The sequence below is a fragment of the Pseudomonas sp. 1D4 genome (assembly GCF_001728925.1).
GTDB lineage: Bacteria > Pseudomonadota > Gammaproteobacteria > Pseudomonadales > Pseudomonadaceae > Metapseudomonas > Metapseudomonas otitidis.
On record NZ_LXJQ01000053.1, the window covers coordinates 15,674 to 33,306 of the forward strand.

16 protein-coding genes are annotated in these 17,633 nt (G+C 67.1%); 7 read left to right on the forward strand and 9 right to left on the reverse strand.

The window, feature by feature from the left end; genetic code table 11:
* Positions 1-23: 23 nt before the first annotated feature.
* Genes deoC through A7D27_RS22200 form a run of 7 tightly spaced genes read right to left on the reverse strand, consistent with a single transcriptional unit; the run spans position 24 to position 6,441 of the window.
* A complete protein-coding gene (gene deoC / locus A7D27_RS22170) occupies positions 24-803 on the reverse strand; it encodes a deoxyribose-phosphate aldolase (protein ID WP_069561600.1) in 780 nt (259 codons plus the stop codon).
* Positions 804-833: 30 nt separating this feature from the next.
* Entirely contained in the window at positions 834-1,730 is an 897-nt protein-coding gene (locus A7D27_RS22175; RefSeq protein ID WP_069566108.1) for a ChaN family lipoprotein, read from the reverse strand.
* Positions 1,731-1,751: 21 nt separating this feature from the next.
* The gene (locus tag A7D27_RS22180) at positions 1,752-2,519 is read right to left on the reverse strand and encodes a heme ABC transporter ATP-binding protein (protein ID WP_069566109.1); all 768 of its coding nucleotides are present in this window, start codon (positions 2,517-2,519) and stop codon (positions 1,752-1,754) included.
* Positions 2,519-3,502: an iron ABC transporter permease gene (locus tag A7D27_RS22185; RefSeq protein ID WP_170832319.1), complete on the reverse strand. Its 984-nt coding sequence runs from the start codon at positions 3,500-3,502 to the stop codon at positions 2,519-2,521. The genes A7D27_RS22180 and A7D27_RS22185 overlap by 1 nt, the downstream gene beginning before the upstream one ends.
* Before the next feature lie 50 nt (positions 3,503-3,552).
* Entirely contained in the window at positions 3,553-4,449 is an 897-nt protein-coding gene (locus A7D27_RS22190; protein WP_069566111.1) for a hemin ABC transporter substrate-binding protein, read from the reverse strand.
* Between the two features lie 60 nt (positions 4,450-4,509).
* Positions 4,510-5,574 (reverse strand): hemin-degrading factor, encoded by a 1,065-nt coding sequence (locus A7D27_RS22195; protein ID WP_069566112.1) that lies wholly within the window; start codon positions 5,572-5,574, stop codon positions 4,510-4,512.
* A gap of 18 nt (positions 5,575-5,592) precedes the next feature.
* The gene (locus tag A7D27_RS22200; RefSeq protein ID WP_170832318.1) at positions 5,593-6,441 is read right to left on the reverse strand and encodes an energy transducer TonB; all 849 of its coding nucleotides are present in this window, start codon (positions 6,439-6,441) and stop codon (positions 5,593-5,595) included.
* A 96-nt stretch (positions 6,442-6,537) separates the two neighbouring features.
* On the opposite strand from A7D27_RS22200, the gene A7D27_RS22205 reads away from it, so the two are divergent.
* Positions 6,538-8,730, forward strand: a complete 2,193-nt coding sequence (locus A7D27_RS22205) for a TonB-dependent hemoglobin/transferrin/lactoferrin family receptor (RefSeq protein ID WP_069561607.1) — start codon at positions 6,538-6,540, stop codon at positions 8,728-8,730.
* Positions 8,731-8,810: 80 nt separating this feature from the next.
* A complete protein-coding gene (locus A7D27_RS22210; RefSeq protein WP_069561608.1) occupies positions 8,811-9,146 on the forward strand; it encodes a Rieske (2Fe-2S) protein in 336 nt (111 codons plus the stop codon).
* Here the strand turns inward: A7D27_RS22210 and sfsA are convergent.
* Together sfsA and A7D27_RS22220 are read right to left on the reverse strand one after the other, a co-directional pair.
* Entirely contained in the window at positions 9,130-9,837 is a 708-nt protein-coding gene (gene sfsA, locus A7D27_RS22215) for a DNA/RNA nuclease SfsA (protein ID WP_069561609.1), read from the reverse strand. The genes A7D27_RS22210 and sfsA overlap by 17 nt on opposite strands.
* Complete coding sequence (locus A7D27_RS22220) at positions 9,834-11,012, reverse strand: pyridoxal phosphate-dependent aminotransferase (protein ID WP_069566113.1); 1,179 nt, start codon at positions 11,010-11,012, stop codon at positions 9,834-9,836. Before A7D27_RS22220 ends, sfsA begins: the two co-directional genes overlap by 4 nt.
* A 194-nt stretch (positions 11,013-11,206) precedes the next feature.
* Between A7D27_RS22220 and dksA the strand changes: the two genes are divergently transcribed.
* The 5 genes from dksA (at position 11,207) to A7D27_RS22240 (ending at position 17,211) form a co-directional block, all read left to right on the forward strand.
* Entirely contained in the window at positions 11,207-11,650 is a 444-nt protein-coding gene (dksA, locus tag A7D27_RS22225; protein ID WP_069561611.1) for an RNA polymerase-binding protein DksA, read from the forward strand.
* A 54-nt stretch (positions 11,651-11,704) separates the two neighbouring features.
* Positions 11,705-12,592 (forward strand): tRNA glutamyl-Q(34) synthetase GluQRS, encoded by an 888-nt coding sequence (gene gluQRS / locus A7D27_RS22230; protein ID WP_069561612.1) that lies wholly within the window; start codon positions 11,705-11,707, stop codon positions 12,590-12,592.
* Between the two features lie 62 nt (positions 12,593-12,654).
* A complete protein-coding gene (locus A7D27_RS28110) occupies positions 12,655-12,831 on the forward strand; it encodes a hypothetical protein (RefSeq protein ID WP_139131162.1) in 177 nt (58 codons plus the stop codon).
* A complete protein-coding gene (locus tag A7D27_RS22235) occupies positions 12,815-15,769 on the forward strand; it encodes a sensor histidine kinase (RefSeq protein WP_069561613.1) in 2,955 nt (984 codons plus the stop codon). The genes A7D27_RS28110 and A7D27_RS22235 overlap by 17 nt, the downstream gene beginning before the upstream one ends.
* 23 nt (positions 15,770-15,792) lie before the next feature.
* Positions 15,793-17,211 (forward strand): sigma-54 dependent transcriptional regulator, encoded by a 1,419-nt coding sequence (locus A7D27_RS22240; RefSeq protein WP_069566114.1) that lies wholly within the window; start codon positions 15,793-15,795, stop codon positions 17,209-17,211.
* Positions 17,212-17,633 lie beyond the last annotated feature (422 nt).

Here is a 17,633-nt window from a genome sequence, read left to right on the forward strand (position 1 = left end):
GACGTGGGGAAGGTCGTGATGAGTCAGTAGCCAGCACTTGCTACAGGCTCGCCCGCAGCACCCAGGGTCTTCAGCAGCTCGGCCAGCAAGCCTGAAGCACCGAGCCGCAAATGCTCGGGGGTTACCCAGTGCGCGCCGAGCGTCGTCCGTGCCAGCTCGATGTAGCAGCGCGCATCCGCCAGGGTCCGCAAGCCGCCGGCCGCCTTGAAGCCCACCGTACCGCCTTGCTCGGCAATGACCCCGAGCATCAGCGCTGCCGCCTCCGGCGTTGCGTTGACCGGCACCTTGCCGGTGCTGGTCTTGATGAACTGGGCACCCGCCGCGATCGCATCGCGGCTGGCCTGGCGGATCAGCTCCGGCTGCGCCAGCGCCCCGGTCTCGAGAATCACCTTGAGCACCGCCCGTTCCCCGCAGGCTTCCCGGCATGCCGCCACCAGATCGCGCCCCGGCTGGGCATCGCCCGCCAGCAACGCAGCATAGGGATAGACCAGGTCCACCTCGTCCGCCCCATCGGCCACGGCAGCCCGGGTTTCCTCCAGCGCTCGCCGTACATCGACGCCACCCTGAGGAAAGTTGGCCACGGTGGCGACGCGCACGGCTTCGGCGCCCAGCGCATCGAGACGCCGCCGGGCAAAGCCGATGAAGCGTGGGTAGACGCAGACGGCAGCCACCGCTCCGACGGGCGTCAGCGCGCGGGTGCAAAGAGTGTCGATGACCGCCTCGTCATCCGTGTCGTTGAGGGAAGTCAGGTCGAGCAGGCGGACCGCCAGAGCGGCCAGCTCAGGATCGTTCAGTTCAGCCATACGGACTCCGAAATCGACAACAGGATGGATTCAAGGGCGCGTGTGCATCTGCTTGCGCATCTCGGCGCAATGGTCAACCGGAGTGACTGCGGCGGTGTACCAGACGTAGTCGGCACTGCCCGGCTCCACGGTCTTGCCGGCCTCGGCGAGGATCAGCACCGCACTGCCCTCCCCCGCTCCGAGATCAGCCAGGTGCAGCGGCACGCCCAGGTCGCGGCGCACATGGAAGGCACCGGCGAAGAGCAGCGCCGGTTGCGGGGCCGCCAGCAGGCGCTCGGCCATGCGCCGGTCACGCTGCTGCTGCACGGCGAGCATGGCCGGGAACTGGCTCTCCGGCAGCAGCCCGCAATGGGATTCGCGGATCTGCTCGCGCAGAGCGTCCTGGACGGTGGCCGTGGTCGAGGCGGTGCCGCTGAGCGCTGGCTGCTCACCATAGATGCGCATGATCTCGCTGCGATCCAGGTTCGCCGCCAGCAGCGGGTAGGGCTGGGCCAGCGCATGGCGCACGATCGGGCCGTACAGCGCCCAGTCCCAGCTCCTCTGCCAGGCCAGCGCGCTTTCCAGCTCACCTTCATCGGCGCCGGAACGGATGCGTGCGTGCACGGCATCCACCTTGGCCTGCTGGTCGGGGTTGAGCATTTCCAGCAGCAGGCTGCCCTGGCTGCGACGGCCTTCCAGCGCCTGTAGCAACCACAACTGCAGGGCGTGGTGGTCGGGGTTGTCGTGCTGTTCGCCCACCAGCACGCGCGGCGCCTCGGCGAGGCGGTCGAGCAATTGCCGTGGACTCAGGGTCTGGCCACTGCGCAGGTCGCGGATGACACCGAGATCGGCATGCTGGCGGGCCTCCGGGCTCTGCCACTGCGGCAAGGGCGGGGTGGCCTGGCACGCCGCCAGGGACGCGATGACGAGCAGGAGAAGCAGGCGCATGGATGGATTCCTCGGGTTCGTTCAGCGCGCGACGATCAGGGGATGGCCGCGTTCCGGGTGGCGCTGCACCAGCACCTCCAGCCCGAACACCGCCTCCAGCGTGTCGGCCCGAAGCACCTCCTCCGGGGTTCCCAACGCCTGGGGACGCCCTTCGGCCAGCAGCAACAGGCGATCACAGTAGCGCGCCGCCAGGTTGAGGTCATGCAGGATCATCAGCACTGCCACGCCGCGCCGGGCGAATGCCCAGGCCGCCTGCAGGGTGGTGTGCTGGTGCAGGGGGTCGAGCGCCGAAGTCGGCTCGTCCAGCAACAGCACCTGCCCCTCCCCGCCCGGCCAGAGCTGCGCCAGCACCCGGGCCAGGTGCACACGCTGGCGCTCACCGCCGGACAGGGCCAGGTAGCTGCGCCCCGCCAGGTGAGCGGCATCCACCGCGCGCAGGGTCTCACCGACGATTTCCGCATCCCGCGCGCGGCCGGTGGCATGGGGCAGGCGCCCCATGGCCACCACGTCCTCGACGGAGAAGGCAAAGCCCAGGCTGGAACTCTGCGGCAATACCGCCAGCTGACGAGCCCGCTCAGGGCCGTTCCAGCCCGCCAGCGGGCGGCGCGCCAGCAGCACTTGCCCGCTCGCCGGCGCCAGTTCGCCGCACAACGCGCCAAGCAGGGTGCTCTTGCCTGCCCCGTTGGGGCCGAGCACACCCAGCACCTCGCCCGGCCGGACGGCCAGCTCCACCCCCTCCAGCACCACCGTATGGCCTCGCCGGATCGACAGCCCTTCGGCACGTAGCATCACGCGCGCCCTCGCAGCAGCAGGTAAAGGAAGAGCGGCGCCCCCACCAGGGCAGTGACGATGCCGATGGGCAGCTCCGCCGGCGACAGCACCAGTCGCGCGGCCAGGTCAGAGAACAGGATCAGGCTGGCCCCCGCCAGGGCAGAAGCCGGCAGCAGCACACGATGGTCCGGCCCGGCCAGCAGGCGCACAAGGTGCGGCACGACCAGCCCGATGAAGCCGATCAGCCCCGAGGCGGCCACGGCCGCACCGACGCCCAGCGCAGTGCAGAACACCAGCTCGCCCTTGAGGCGCTCCACATCGAACCCCAGGTGCCGCGCCTCCGACTCGCCCAGCAGCAACGCATTCAACGCGCTGGCCCGGCGCGGCAGCCAGGCGATCACCGCCAGCACCACCACCAGCAGCGGCCACAAGCGTGCGTAGCTGGCGCCGTTCAGGCTGCCCAGGTTCCAGAACGTGAGCGTGCGCAGGGTGGCGTCGTCGGCCAGGTAGGTGAACAGGCCGATGGTGGCGAAGGCCAGAGCGTTGAGGGCGATGCCGGCCAGCAGCATGGTGACCACGCTGGTCTGCCCGTCGCGCCGACCGAGGCGATAGACCAGCGCGGTGATCAGGAAACCGCCGGCGAACGCACTGATGGACAGCAGGTACGGCGCCAGAGACTCCGGCAGCCCGCCCAGCGCCGCGCCGCCAACAATGGCCACGGCCGCGCCCAGCCCCGCGCCACTGGAAACGCCCACCAGGCCGGGGTCGGCCAGGGGGTTGCGGAACAGCCCCTGCATCGCCACCCCGGACACCGCCAGGACGGCCCCCACCGCCAGTCCCAGCAGGGTTCGCGGCAGGCGGATCTGCGCCAGGATCAGTTCGGCCTGCTCCAGCCCGTAACCATCCAGCGGCACACCCACCAGGCGCAGCAGCGCCCGCAGGGTCGCATCCAGCGGCAGGCTCACCGGCCCCAGGGCGAGGGACAGCCACAGCGCCAGCAGCAGCAACAGGGACAGGCCGATGAACAGCAGGCGTGGCGACAACACGGGCTTCATGGGGTGGCTCGGTGCTCAGCATCCGGGGCGGGGGCCTGAGGATAAAAGCCGGCGGACAACGCCGCCAGCGCATCCGGCAGCCGGGGGCCCAGTCCGCCCACCAGCAAGGTCGGGTCCAGCACCAGGAAGCGGCCCGAACGCCCGGCCCGGGTGAGCGCCAGGGTGGGGTTCTGGCGCAGCAGCGCCTCCCGCGCGGCTTCGCCCACCAGCGCCCGGTCGGCCACGACGACCACCTCCGGGTCGAGGGCCGCCAGGGCCTCGTTGGACAGGGCCTTGTAGCCGGAATGATCGGCCACGTTGAGGCCACCGGCGCGTTCGATCATCCAGGCGCCCGAGGTACCCTTGCCGGCCGCCAGCGGGTTGCTGCCGGCATGCCCCACCAGCAGCAGCACGCGTGGCGCAGCCTGCTTGCCCTGGGCCTCGCGGACATGGGCCGCCAGGCTGTCCAGCCGCGCCACATAGTCGAGCTGGGCCTGCTCAGCCCGTGCAGGGTCGCCGAGCAACGCGCCCAGGCGTTCGAGGGTGTGGGCCAGAGCCGCCAGGTCCGGCTGCGAGGACAGCTGCTCCACCTGCACCCCGGCTGCCTTCACCTGCGCCAGCACCGGCGGCGGTCCCATTTCCTCGGAGCCCACCAGCAGCTCGGGGCGCAGGGACAACAGCCCTTCCGCCGCCAGCTGCCGCTGGTAGCCGACACTGGGCAGGCGCTTGAGGCTCTCCGGGTGCTGGCTGGTGGTGTCGACGCCGACCAGACGCGGTTCGCCCCCCAGCGCCACCACCCATTCGCTGACAGCCCCTCCCGCGCTCACCCAGCGCTGGGGCAGGGCCTCGGCCGACGCCAGGGTACAGAAAAGCAGGCCGACACAAAGGCCGGCGAGGTGTCTTGGGGCGGGCATATCGACTCCTTGTGTAGCAGTGCAGGCCCCGGACCCGGGGCGTCATGAAAGAGGGCCGGGTCAGCGCGCCGGCACCGACTCGGCGAGGGCGCGCCAGTCCGGGCGCTCGGGCTGGCCCGGCTTGCGCGCGCCGAACAGTTGCAGCACCAGCTCGCCTTCGGCATCGAAGGCTTCCCAGCTAGTGATCACGCCGTCGCTGCTGGGCTTGCGTACCCGCCACAGCTCGGTCACGCCCGGGGTCTTCAGGTGCAGGTTGAACTCGGGGTCGAGCACGTTGAACCAGGTGTCCATCCATTTCAGGTTCTGCACCGGGCCGCTGTGGATCTGGATGCAGTGGCGGTTGCCGACGAACACCATGATCGGAATTTCCTTCTCGCCAGCCGCTTCCAGAAGGCGCGGCAGTTCGACGGTGTCCAGCTTCTCGGCCCACTCGCTGCCGGCCAGGCGCAGGGCCTGGGTGCGGGCCGCGCCATGCTTCTTCAGCAGGGCGAAGAAGTGGTGGGTGTCCTTGAGGGCTGACCAGCCTTCACGCAGGCCGGCGACGTCGATCTCGGCATCGGGCCTGACCGGCTCGGCGGCAGGCAGCGGCTGCAGATCCAGCTCGGCGCTCTGTTCCTCGGCCTGGAAGCGCTCGACCAGCGGCGCCCAGGCGGCGACTTCGCTGCGCTCGGTGAGGAACACCTTGTGCACGGCCACGCCCTGCCTGTCGAAAATCTGGATGCTGCGCTGAGTGCCGCGCGGGGTTTCTTCGGCCACGGCGAACACGCTGGACCAGCCACCAAGGAACAGGCGCAGGTCGATGTCGGCGGACACCACCAACCCCATCTGCCCGTTGGCCATCACCGACACCTCGCGGTACACGCCCTTGCGCTCATGCACGCAATGCTCGTTGCGGGTCAGCGCCATGATGTGGCCCAGCTCACCCAGCGCGGGCAGCAGGCTCGCCCACTCGGGGCGCAGGCGCACGGCATCCACGCCCAGGCGGCTGGCGGTAAGCTCGCCCTCGCTGACCGAGAGGCGCTCGGCGGCGTCACGGGCGCGCAGGCGCGGCTCCTCGCCACGCAGCGTCTGCCAGGCCTGGTACAGGGCGGGGCCCGCCGTGGCGGTTTGGTTGAGGGCAGTCATGGTGTCACTCCTTCAGGATCAACGGCTCGCCGTAAGGGCGAATTCAATGGGTATTCTCACGCGGCTCGGCACCGGCTCGCCGTCCTGGACCTCAGGACGGAAGCGCCAGCTGGCGACCGCGTTCATGGCCGCTTCGTCGAGGCTCTCGATGCCTGACGAGCGCAGCAATTTCAGGTCCCGCAGCCCACCGCGCTCGTCCAGGCGCACCTCCACCAGGACCACGCCCTGCTGGTTGCGACGGCGCGCCTGGGCCGGGTAGATCGGGGGTTTGGGCGGTACAAGGAAGGAAGGCTGGTCGATGACCACCTCGGCCTTCGGCGACTTGGCGGCCTGCCGGGCAGGTGCCGACTGCGGGGCCGCGCTGGGCGTCGAAGGTGCCACTTGCGCCACGCTCGGCTCGCTGCTGGAGCGGGACTGTGGGTGCGGCTGCGGCTCACTGCGCACGACCTTGCGCGCGGGCACTTCAGGACTGACCAGGCGCGGCTTTACGGCAACGGGCTTGGCTTCCGCGACCGGGTGGTTCTGTGGTTCCACCTTGCGGGGAGCCGGTACCGGGCGCGCCACGGGCTCAGCCACGGCAGGCGCCGGTTCGACCAGGCTGACCAGGTGCACCACGTCCGCCCGGGCCTCTCCCCGGGCGATAGCCGGCTCCGCCCGCAGATCGTGCAGGAGCCATGCAAGCCCCCCGTGCGCGATAAGCGACAGCGCGAGGCAGAGTGGAATACGCGGCATGTTCAAGCCCGAATTCACAAATACGAATCGATTTGATAATTGTTTGCATTTGACTGTCAACCTCATTATGTTCGCCACCGATGCCAACCTGCGATCACCAGAGAGGCCGGCGAAAGCGATGACCAGGACGGTCATCGGGAAAGGCACCCGCGGCATGACGCCCGTGGCTTCCTGCCACACCAGAAGTGCCCGGCCGGCCCCTGGACGCGCCTTGAACCCGGGAGTCCGCCCATGTCGCCTCGTCCCCCCTTCGCCCGCCGCTCCTGGCTGGCCCTGCTGCTCCTGTCGCCCTCCCTCGCTCTGGCTGCGGAAAAGACCGCGACCCAGTTCGACACCGTCACGGTGACCGCCACCCGCAGCGAGCAGACGCTCGACCAGGTGCCGAGCACGGTGTCGGTAATGACTGAACGAGAGATCGACCAGAAGAACGTAAAAAATATTCGGGACCTGGTGCGTTACGAGCCGGGTGTATCGGTTGGCGGGACGGGCAGCCGCTTCGGCCTGTCCGGCTTCACCATCCGGGGCATCGGCGGCAACCGCGTGCTAACGCAGGTGGACGGCGTGAGCATGCCGGACGCCTTTTCCTTCGGCGGCTTCCTCAGCGCACAGCGCGACTACGTGGACCCGGACACCCTCAAGCAGGTGGAGATCATCCGGGGGCCGGCCAGCTCGCTGTACGGCAGCGACGCCATCGGCGGCGCGGTGAGCTTCATTACCAAGGACGCGGCCGACTACCTGGACGAAGGCGATGACACCTACGCCCGCCTGAAGACCGGCTACGACGGCTCCGACGACAGCTGGCTGCGCAGCACCACCCTCGCCGCCCGCCAAGGTAACGTCGATGCCCTGCTGCACATTGGCCGTCGCACCGGCCAGGCACTGGACACCCAGGGTGATATCGGCGGCATCGGCGCGACGCGCGAGGAAGCCAACCCGGTCGACTACACCACCGACAACCTGCTGACCAAGCTCGGCTGGGACTACGCCGAAGGCCAGCGCCTGCAGCTGACCTACGAGCGCTACCAGGACGACACCGACACCAAGGTTTTGAGCAACTACAGCAACACCGCCACCATCCGTACCCAGGACGCGCGCGACAGCGTCGACCGTGAGCGCTATTCGCTGCTGCACACCCTGCAGCTGGACAGCCCGCTGGCGGACAACCTGCAGAACCAGCTCAGCTACCAGGACAGCCAGACCCGCCAGCGCACCTACGAGAACCGTGTCGTCAGCGGCTCGCCCCGCTTCCGCACCCGCGACTCCCACTACGAGGAGAAGCTCTGGGTGCTCAACAGCAAGCTGGACAAGTCCTTCAGCATCGCCGGCAGCCAACACACCCTGGTCTACGGCACCGACCTCAAGCGCCTGAAGAACACCGACCTGCGAACAGGCGGCGAGACCGTCATCGCCACCGGGGTCAACACGCCGGTGCTGCCAACCAGCGACTTCCCGGACCCGACCACCAACGAGTACGCGGCCTTCATCCAGGACAGCATCGAGATCGGCCGCTGGACCCTGCTGCCGGGCCTGCGTTACGACTACTACGCCATGAAGCCCCACGCCACCACGCGCTACCTCAACAGCCAGGCGACCGACGCCAACCCGAGCGACTTCACCGACTCGGCCGTATCGCCCAAGTTCGGCGTGACCTACCAGGTCGACGATCAGCACAGCGTGTACGGTCAGTACGCCGCCGGCTTCCGTGCTCCGCAGGCGATCGAGATATTCGGCGAGTTCGTCAATCCGGGCATGTACCGCACCCTGGCCAACACCAACCTCAAGGCCGAGACCAGCGACAGCTTCGAGCTGGGCCTGCGCGGCAAGTACGAGATCGGCAGCTTCGGCGCCGCGCTGTTCTACAACCGCTACGACGACTTCATCGAGCAGGTATCCCGCCCCTCCAGCGTGCCGGGCTTTCCCCTCGGCGAATTCCAGTACGTCAACCGCGACCGGGTGACCATCCGTGGCTTCGAGGCCAAGGGCGAGCTCTTCCTCGACAAATTCGGCATGCCGGCCGGCTGGCGCGCCATGAGCTCCGTGGCCTACGCACGCGGCAAGGACGAGGGCACCGGCCAGCCGCTCAACAGCGTCGACCCGCTCAAGGGCGTCTTCGGCATGGGGTATGCGCAGCCCAATGGCAAGTTCGGCGGCGACCTGAGCTGGACCCTGGTAGCAGCCAAGGAGCGCATCGACCGCACCCAGACCGCCGGCCAGTACCAGCCCTCGGGCTACGGCCTGCTGGACCTGAATGGCTGGTGGCAGGTCACCGAGGCGTTCTCGGTCAACGCCGGGCTGTTCAACATCACCGACAAGGACTACTGGCAGTGGAGCGATGTACGCGGACTGAGCGAGAACAGTCCCAGCCTGCAGCGCTACACCCAGCCTGGGCGCCACGCCGCGGTCAACCTGATCTGGGAGATCTGACCCCTTTCAGCGCAAGGACGCGCCCCCTCTTGGCAATCCACGGCAGCGCGGGATAATGCCCGCCTGCCGTGGAGACGCCGATGATTCTGCTATGCCGCCCCGACGAGTTGGCCGAAGGCCAGAGCCGGGGCTTTCTGATCGATGACCTGAAGCTGCTGCTGGTGCGCCGGAAGGGGCGGGTCCATGCCTATGAGAATCGCTGCCCGCACCGTGGCATTCCCCTGGAATGGCAACCGGACCGTTTCCTCGACGACAGCGGCAGCCTGATCCAGTGCGCCACCCACGGTGCGCTGTTCCTGATCGAGACCGGCGAATGCGTCACCGGCCCCTGCGTGGGCCAGGCGTTGCGCGCCCTGCCCTGCCGGGAAGACGGTCAGGGCATCTGGCTGGATGGTGCACCTACAGCTGCAGGTTGAGGCGACGGGTCAACACCATGCCCTCGAGGCTCAGCTCTGCACCGTAGGCCAGCACCTCGACCCCGGCCTCTTGTGCATCGGCCAGAGCCTGGGCGTAGTACGGGTCGATTTCCCGTGCCGGCCGCACCGCGTCGATTCCGGAGAGGTTCACGCAGTACAACTGCACGGCACGGGTCCCCTCTCGCGCCAGGTGCGCCAGCTCCCGCAGGTGCTTGGCCCCACGGGTAGTGACCGCATCAGGGAAGGCCGCAACGGGCGTCCCCTCGAACCCGAGGGTGACACTCTTCACCTCGACGTAGAGCGCGGCCGAGGGGTAATCGAGGCGGAAGTCGGCTCGGCTGTTCTCCATGCCATAAGCGACTTCCCGCTTAAGTGCGGTGAACCCCGCCAGTTCGGGAATCCGCCCCGCCAGCAGGGCTTCCTCCACCAGCGGATTGGCCCGTGCAGTGTTGATGCAGGCCAGGCGGCCCTGGGGCGTCTCCACCAACTCCCAGGTGCCCGGCAACTTGCGCCGGGGATCGCTGGAGCGGCTGAACCACACCCGACAGCCTTCGCTCATGCAGTTGAGCATCGAACCGGTGTTCGGGCAGTGGATCGTCAGTTGCTCCCCCTGAGCAGTCTCGATGTCGGCCAGGAAGCGCTTGTAGCGCCGCAGCAGCCGGCCCTCTTCAAGCGGCGGATCGAACCTCACGCTCGCGCCGCCCAGCTCTGCAGACCACGGGCGATGCGTGCGACAGCCTCCTCCAGGCGCGACAGGCTCTGGGTATAGGCGAAGCGCACGTGCTGGCCAGCCAGATGCCGGCCGAAATCCAGGCCCGGGGTGAAGGCGACGTGCTCGGTCTCGATGAAGTGCTGGCAGAACGCATAGGCGTCCTGGGTGAAGGCTGAAACGTCTGCATATAAATAGAAGGCACCCTCCGGCTCGACGGCGATGCCGAAACCCAGCTCGCGCAGGGCGGGCAGCAGATAGTCGCGACGGCGGGCGAACTCGGCGCGACGCGCCTCCAGGATCGTCAGGGTGTCCTCGCGGAAGCAGGCCAGCGCGGCGTGCTGGGCCATCGAGGGCGCACTGATGTAGAGGTTCTGCGCCAGCTTTTCCAGTTCCGGCACCGCTTCCCGCGGAGCGACCAGCCAGCCCAGGCGCCAGCCGGTCATGCCGAAGTACTTGGAGAAGCTGTTGAGCACAAAGGCATTGTCATCCACCTCCAGTACGCTGGCGGCGTCCACGCCATAGGTAAGGCCATGGTAGATCTCATCCACCACGAGGTGTCCGCCCAATCCCCGGAGACTGTCGGATAATGCCGCAAGCTCGTCCCGATGCAGCAAGGTGCCCGTGGGGTTGGCCGGTGAGGCCACCAGCGCACCGACGCTCTGGGCATCCCAATGGCGCTCCACCAGATGCGGGGTCAGTTGGTAACGGGTCTCGGGGCCCACCGGCACCAGTTGGGCCGCGCCTTCCACCAGGCGCAGGAAGTGCCGGTTGCAGGGGTAGCCGGGATCGGCCAGCAGCCAGTGCCGGCCCGGGTCGACCAGCAGGCTCGACGCCAGCAACAGCGCGCCCGAGCCGCCGGGGGTGATGAGGATGCGCTCGGGGTCGATATCCAGCCCGTAGCGCTGGCCGTAGAAGCCGGCAATGGCACGGCGCAGCTCCGGCAGGCCACGGGCGGCGGTGTAACGGGTATGACCGGCAGCCAGCGCGGCCTGCCCGGCCTCGACGATGGGGGCGGCGGTGGTGAAGTCCGGCTCGCCGATCTCCAGGTGGATCACGTCGTGCCCTTCGGCCTGCAACTCATTGGCGCGGGCCAGCAACGCCATGACGTGGAAGGGTTCTATGGCACGGCTGCGTGCACTGTATGACTGGGCCATCGGCCTTCCCTCATCGACACAAAGCGCGGATTCTAACCAATGCTTCGGGACGCCCGCAGCAACCGCGATAACTGGGAGTGGCGTGGCCTGAATCGTTCTGGTAAGTTCGCCCGCTTGCAGCCGCAGGGCCGGCAGTGTCGGCGACGGACCAGCTTCCTGCGAAATGGATTAGAGAAAGTGAGAGGCGGCCATTCATGCCCACCAAAGCAAAGCAACCGAGCAGCCAACTGATCCGTGGTTTCGAGCCCTATCAGGAAACCAAGGGTGAGGAGTACATGAGCGACCGCATGCGCGCTCACTTCACCAACATCCTCAACAGGTGGAAAGTCGAGTTGATGGAAGAGGTCGACCGCACCGTCCACCACATGCAGGACGAGGCGGCCAACTTCCCTGATCCGGCCGACCGCGCCAGCCAGGAAGAAGAATTCAGCCTGGAACTGCGTGCCCGTGACCGCGAGCGCAAGCTGATCAAGAAGATCGACGAAACCCTCCAGCTGATCGAAGACAACGAGTACGGCTGGTGCGATTCCTGCGGCGTCGAGATCGGCATCCGCCGCCTCGAAGCACGCCCCACCGCCACTCTCTGCATCGACTGCAAGACCCTGGCGGAAATCAAGGAAAAGCAACTCGGTTCCTGATCCCAGAACGGGGCGCTACGGCGCCCCGTTTCGTTTCAACAGGCTCACGCCCGCATGCCTCCGTCTTCCTACGTCGGCCGCTTCGCGCCCACCCCTAGCGGCTACCTGCACTTCGGCTCCCTGGTTGCCGCCCTCGCCTCCTACCTCGATGCCCGTGCCGTTGGCGGTCGCTGGCTGCTGCGCATGGAAGACCTGGACCCGCCTCGCGAGACACCAGGTGCCCAGGCGGCGATCCTCTCCACGCTGGAGGCCTACGGCTTCGAATGGGACGGCGAGCTGGTGCGCCAGAGTGACCGTCATGACGCCTACGCCCAGGTGATCGACCGGCTCTTCGCCCAGGGGCTGGCCTACGCCTGCACCTGCTCGCGCAAGCAGCTCGAAGGCCATCACGGCATCTACCCCGGTTTCTGCCGCAATGCCTGCCACCCCCAGGCCGACGCTGCCATCCGTCTGCGCGTGCCTGAGCTTGTCTACCGCTTCACCGACCGGGTGCAGGGCCTGTATCAACAGCACCTGGGGCGCGAGGTGGGGGACTTCGTCATCCGCCGTCGCGACGGGCTCTATGCCTACCAGTTAGCCGTGGTGCTGGACGATGCCTGGCAAGGCATCACGGACGTGGTGCGCGGCGCCGACCTGCTGGACTCCACGCCGCGCCAGCTGTACCTGCAGGAACTGCTGGGCCTGTCGCAGCCCCGCTACCTGCACGTGCCGCTGATCATCCAGCCGGACGGCCACAAGCTCGGCAAGTCCTACCGCTCGCCTCCCCTGCCGGCCGACCGTGCCACACCGCTGCTGGCCCGCGCCCTGCGCGCCCTCGGCCAGCAGCCACCGGAAGGCCTCGCCGACGGCACGCCCCGCGAAGCCCTGGACTGGGGCATCGCCCACTGGGACGCCACGCGCATCCCACGTACCCGCACCCTGGCCGAAGCCCAGCTGCGCTGAGCGCACTCGCACCGACACGGGGCATTCGCTACCATCGCCGCACCCTCGATGTGAGATGCGGCATGTATATCTACCGACTGGTACTGCTCCTGGTGGTGGGGATCTACCTGTTTTCCCCGGCCATCATGGACTGGTGGATCGACCCCAACGGGGCCTGGTATCGCCCCTATCTGCTCTGGCTGATCCTGATCGTGGTGACCTTCATCCTGCAGAGTCAACGCGATGCTGACGAGTTTTAGCCTGAGCCAGCTGATCCTCATCAGCGCGGCCTACCTCTTCGCCCTGTTCGGGGTCGCCTGGTTGAGTGATCGCGGTTTCGTTCCGCGCCGCATCGTCCGCCACCCGCTCACCTACACCCTCTCTCTCGGCGTGTACGCCAGCGCCTGGGCCTTCTACGGCACAGTGGGGCTGGCCTACCAGTACGGCTACGGCTTCCTGGCCAGCTACCTGGGCATCTCCGGGGCCTTCCTGCTGGCGCCGGTGCTGCTCTACCCGATCCTGCGGATCACTCGTACCTACCAGCTCTCGTCCCTGGCCGACCTGTTCGCCTTCCGCTTCCGCAGCACCTGGGCCGGAGCGCTGACCACCCTGTTCATGCTGATCGGCGTCCTGCCCCTGCTGGCCCTGCAGATCCAGGCAGTGGCCGACTCCATCGGCATCCTTACCCGCGAGCCGGTGCACGACAGGGTCGCCCTGGGCTTCTGCGCGCTGATCACGCTGTTCACCATCCTCTTCGGCGCACGTCACATCGCCACGCGGGAGAAGCACGAGGGCCTGGTGTTCGCCATTGCCTTCGAGTCGCTGGTGAAGCTGACCGCCCTCGGCGGCATCGGACTCTATGCGCTCTATGGCGTGTTCGGCGGCCCCCATGAGCTGGAGCTGTGGCTGCTGCAGAACCAGGCGGCACTCTCGACGCTGCACACGCCGCTGCAGGAAGGCCCGTGGCGCACGCTGCTGCTGGTGTTCTTCGCCTCAGCCATCGTCATGCCGCACATGTACCACATGACTTTCACCGAGAACCTCAACCCCCGCGCCATGGTCAGTGCCAGCTGGGGCCTGCCCTTGTTCCTGCTGCTGATGAGCCTGGCGGTACCACTGATCCTCTGGGCCGGCCTCAAGCTCGGCGCCACCACCAACCCGGAATATTTCACCCTGGGCCTCGGCATCGCCGTGAACAGCGATGCCCTGGCACTGCTCGCCTATGTCGGCGGCCTGTCGGCGGCCAGCGGCCTGATCATTGTGCTGACCCTGGCACTCTCCGGCATGGCGCTGAACCACCTGGTGCTGCCGCTCTACCAACCACCGTCGGAAGGCAACATCTACCGCTGGCTGAAGTGGACACGCCGGGCGCTGATCTTCGCCATCATCATGGCCGGCTACGGTTTCTATCTATTGCTGGGCGCCGAGCAGGACCTGTCGAACCTGGGCATCGTCGCCTTCGTCGCCACCCTGCAATTCCTCCCCGGCGCGCTCTCGGTGCTGTACTGGCCGACTGCCAACCGGCGGGGCTTCATCGCCGGCTTGATGGCCGGCATCGGTGTGTGGTTGTTCTCCATGCTGCTGCCCCTGCTGGGCAACCTGCAGGGCATCTACGTTCCGCTGTTCAACGCCATCTACGTACTCGACGACAACAGTTGGCACATCGCGGCCATCGCCTCACTGGCCGCCAACGTGTTGGTGTTCACCCTGGTCTCGCTGTTCACCGAGGCCAGCCCCGAGGAACGCGGGGCAGCCGAGGCCTGCGCTGTGGACAACGTGCGCCGGCCGCAACGCCGCGAACTGGTGGCGACCTCGCCCCAGGAGTTCTCCGAACAACTGGCCAAGCCCCTGGGCGCAAAGACGGCGCAGAAGGAGGTGGAACAGGCCCTGCGTGACCTGCACCTGCCGTTCGACGAACGCCGCCCCTACGCTCTTCGCCGCCTGCGCGACCGTATCGAGGCCAACCTTTCCGGGCTGATGGGACCGAGCGTGGCCCAGGACATCGTGGAGACCTTCCTGCCGTACAAGTCCGGCAGCGAGGGCTACGTCACCGAGGACATCCACTTCATCGAGAGTCGCCTGGAGGACTACCACTCCCGACTCACCGGCCTGGCCGCCGAGCTGGACGCCTTGCGCCGCTACCACCGCCGCACTCTGCAGGAGTTGCCGATGGGAGTGTGCTCGTTGGCCAAGGACCAGGAAATCCTCATGTGGAACCGGGCCATGGAGGAACTGACCGAGATTCCCGCCCAGCGTGTGGTCGGCTCGCGGCTTTCAGCCATCAGTGATCCCTGGCGGGGCCTGCTGGAAAGCTTCATCGGCCAACCCGACGAACACCTGCACAAGCAGCGCCTGCCGCTGGAGGGTCAGGTGCGCTCGTTGAACCTGCACAAGGCCGCCATCGACGAGCCGCTGGCACCTGGTAACAGCGGCCTGGTGGTACTGGTGGAAGACGTGACCGACACCCTGCTGCTGGAAGACAAGCTGGTGCACTCCGAACGCTTGGCATCCATCGGTCGCCTGGCTGCCGGCGTCGCCCACGAAATCGGCAACCCCATCACCGGCATCGCCTGCCTGGCGCAGAACCTGCGGGAAGAGCGCGAGGGCGACCCCGAACTGACCGAGATCAGCGGACAGATTCTCGAGCAGACCAAACGGGTGTCCCGCATCGTGCAGTCACTCATGAGCTTCGCCCACGCCGGCGCCCGCCAGCAGGCCACGGAGCCGGTGTGCCTGGCGGACGTCGCCCAGGAAGCCATCGGCCTGCTGTCATTGAACAGGCGCAGCATCGATGTGCAGTTCTTCAACCTCTGCGATCCGCACCACATCGCCGAGGGCGACCCCCAGCGCCTGGCCCAGGTGCTGATCAACCTGTTGTCCAACGCCCGCGACGCCTCGCCCGAAGGCGGTGCGATCCGCGTGCGCAGCGCCATCTCCGACCACGCCGTGGAGCTGATCGTGGAGGACGAAGGCAGCGGGATTCCCAAGGCGATCATGGACCGCCTGTTCGAGCCCTTCTTCACCACCAAAGACCCTGGCAAGGGCACTGGGCTGGGGCTTGCGCTGGTCTATTCGATCGTGGAAGAGCATTATGGCCACATCACCATAGAAAGCCCGGCCGACCCCGAGCAGCAGCGCGGCACCCGTTTCAGGGTGACACTGCCACGCTTCGCCGAAGCGCCCAGCGCTGCCATCTGAGACTGTCGAGAGAGCTGAACCGAATGTCACATATCCTGATCGTCGAAGACGAAACCATCATCCGTTCCGCCTTGCGCCGCCTGCTCGAGCGCAACCAGTACCAGGTCAGTGAAGCCGGGTCTGTCCAGGAGGCCCAGGAGCGCTACAGCATCCCCGGTTTCGACCTCATCGTCAGCGACCTGCGCCTGCCCGGCGCGCCCGGTACCGAGCTGATCAAGCTGGCCCAGGGCACCCCGGTGCTGATCATGACCAGCTACGCCAGCCTGCGCTCGGCGGTGGACTCGATGAAGATGGGCGCGGTGGACTACATCGCCAAGCCCTTCGACCACGACGAGATGCTCCAGGCCGTCGCACGCATCATCAAGGACCGCCAGGAGAACAAGGCAGCCCCCACCGAACGCGCGCCCACCCGCGCCCAGGAGAAGAGCAGCCCTCCCCAGGCCGACGGTGAGATCGGCATCATCGGCTCCTGCTCCGCCATGCAGGAGCTCTACAGCAAGATCCGCAAGGTCTCCCCCACCGACTCCACGGTGCTCATCCAGGGCGAATCCGGGACCGGCAAGGAACTGGTGGCCCGTGCCCTGCACAACCTCTCCCGGCGCGCCAAGGCACCGATGATCTCGGTGAACTGTGCGGCCATTCCCGAAACCCTGATCGAGTCCGAACTCTTCGGTCACGAGAAGGGCGCCTTCACCGGCGCCACCGCCGGCCGAGCCGGCCTCGTGGAAGCAGCCGACGGCGGCACACTGTTCCTCGACGAAATCGGCGAGCTGCCCCTGGAAGCCCAGGCGCGCCTGCTACGGGTGTTGCAGGAAGGCGAGATCCGCCGTGTCGGCTCGGTCCAGTCGCAGAAGGTGGATGTGCGCCTGATTGCCGCCACCCACCGCGACCTCAAGACGCTGGCCAAGACCGGCCAGTTCCGCGAAGACCTCTATTACCGCCTTCACGTCATCTCCCTGAGACTGCCCGCGCTGCGCGAACGCGGTAACGACGTGATCGAGATCGCCCGCGCCTTCCTGGCGCGCCAGTGCACTCGAATGGGGCGCGACGAATTGCGCTTCGCCCATGACGCGGAACAAGCCATCCGCCACTACTCCTGGCCCGGTAACGTGCGGGAACTGGAGAACGCCATCGAGCGTGCGGTGATCCTCTGCGAGAGCCCGGATATCTCGGCGGACCTGCTGGGCATCGACATCGAGCTGGCCGACCTGGAGGACGACGACTTCCTCGACGGCCCCACCCAAGCCACAGCCGCCAGCCCCCATGAACCCACGGAAGACCTGTCCCTGGAGGACTACTTCCAGCATTTCGTCCTCGAGCACCAGGACCACATGACCGAGACCGAGCTGGCCCGCAAGCTGGGCATCAGCCGCAAATGCCTGTGGGAGCGCCGTCAGCGTCTGGGCATCCCGCGGCGCAAATCGGGGGCTGCCACCTCCTGACAGCCCGAGGTTGCGCGTGACCGTGGGAACGGTTAGGAGTTCCCCAGGCTGTTACCGCAAAAACCTCTCGTAACAAAAGCCGGGTGAGTCGGTAACGGAAACCCGGCTTTTTTGTACCTCATCGCCATGCCCTGTTTTACATAAGTCATTGATTTAAAAGAATTCCATAAAGTTGGCACGGCAACTGCTTTATCTCTGGCACAACAACAATAAAAACCGTAGTAACCCCACAACAAGAACAATACGCACCGACTCCAGCACAACAAGAACAAAACCGCGGAGGCGCAGCTAACTGATTCTTTTGGAGAGGAGTTGCCATTGGGGCTCGCCCCACGACCAGGCCGAAAACAATAAAACTGCTTACTCAGGCAGCACCCGAACTGGTTGGATCGAATGATCACGGCACCATCAGCATCCAAAGC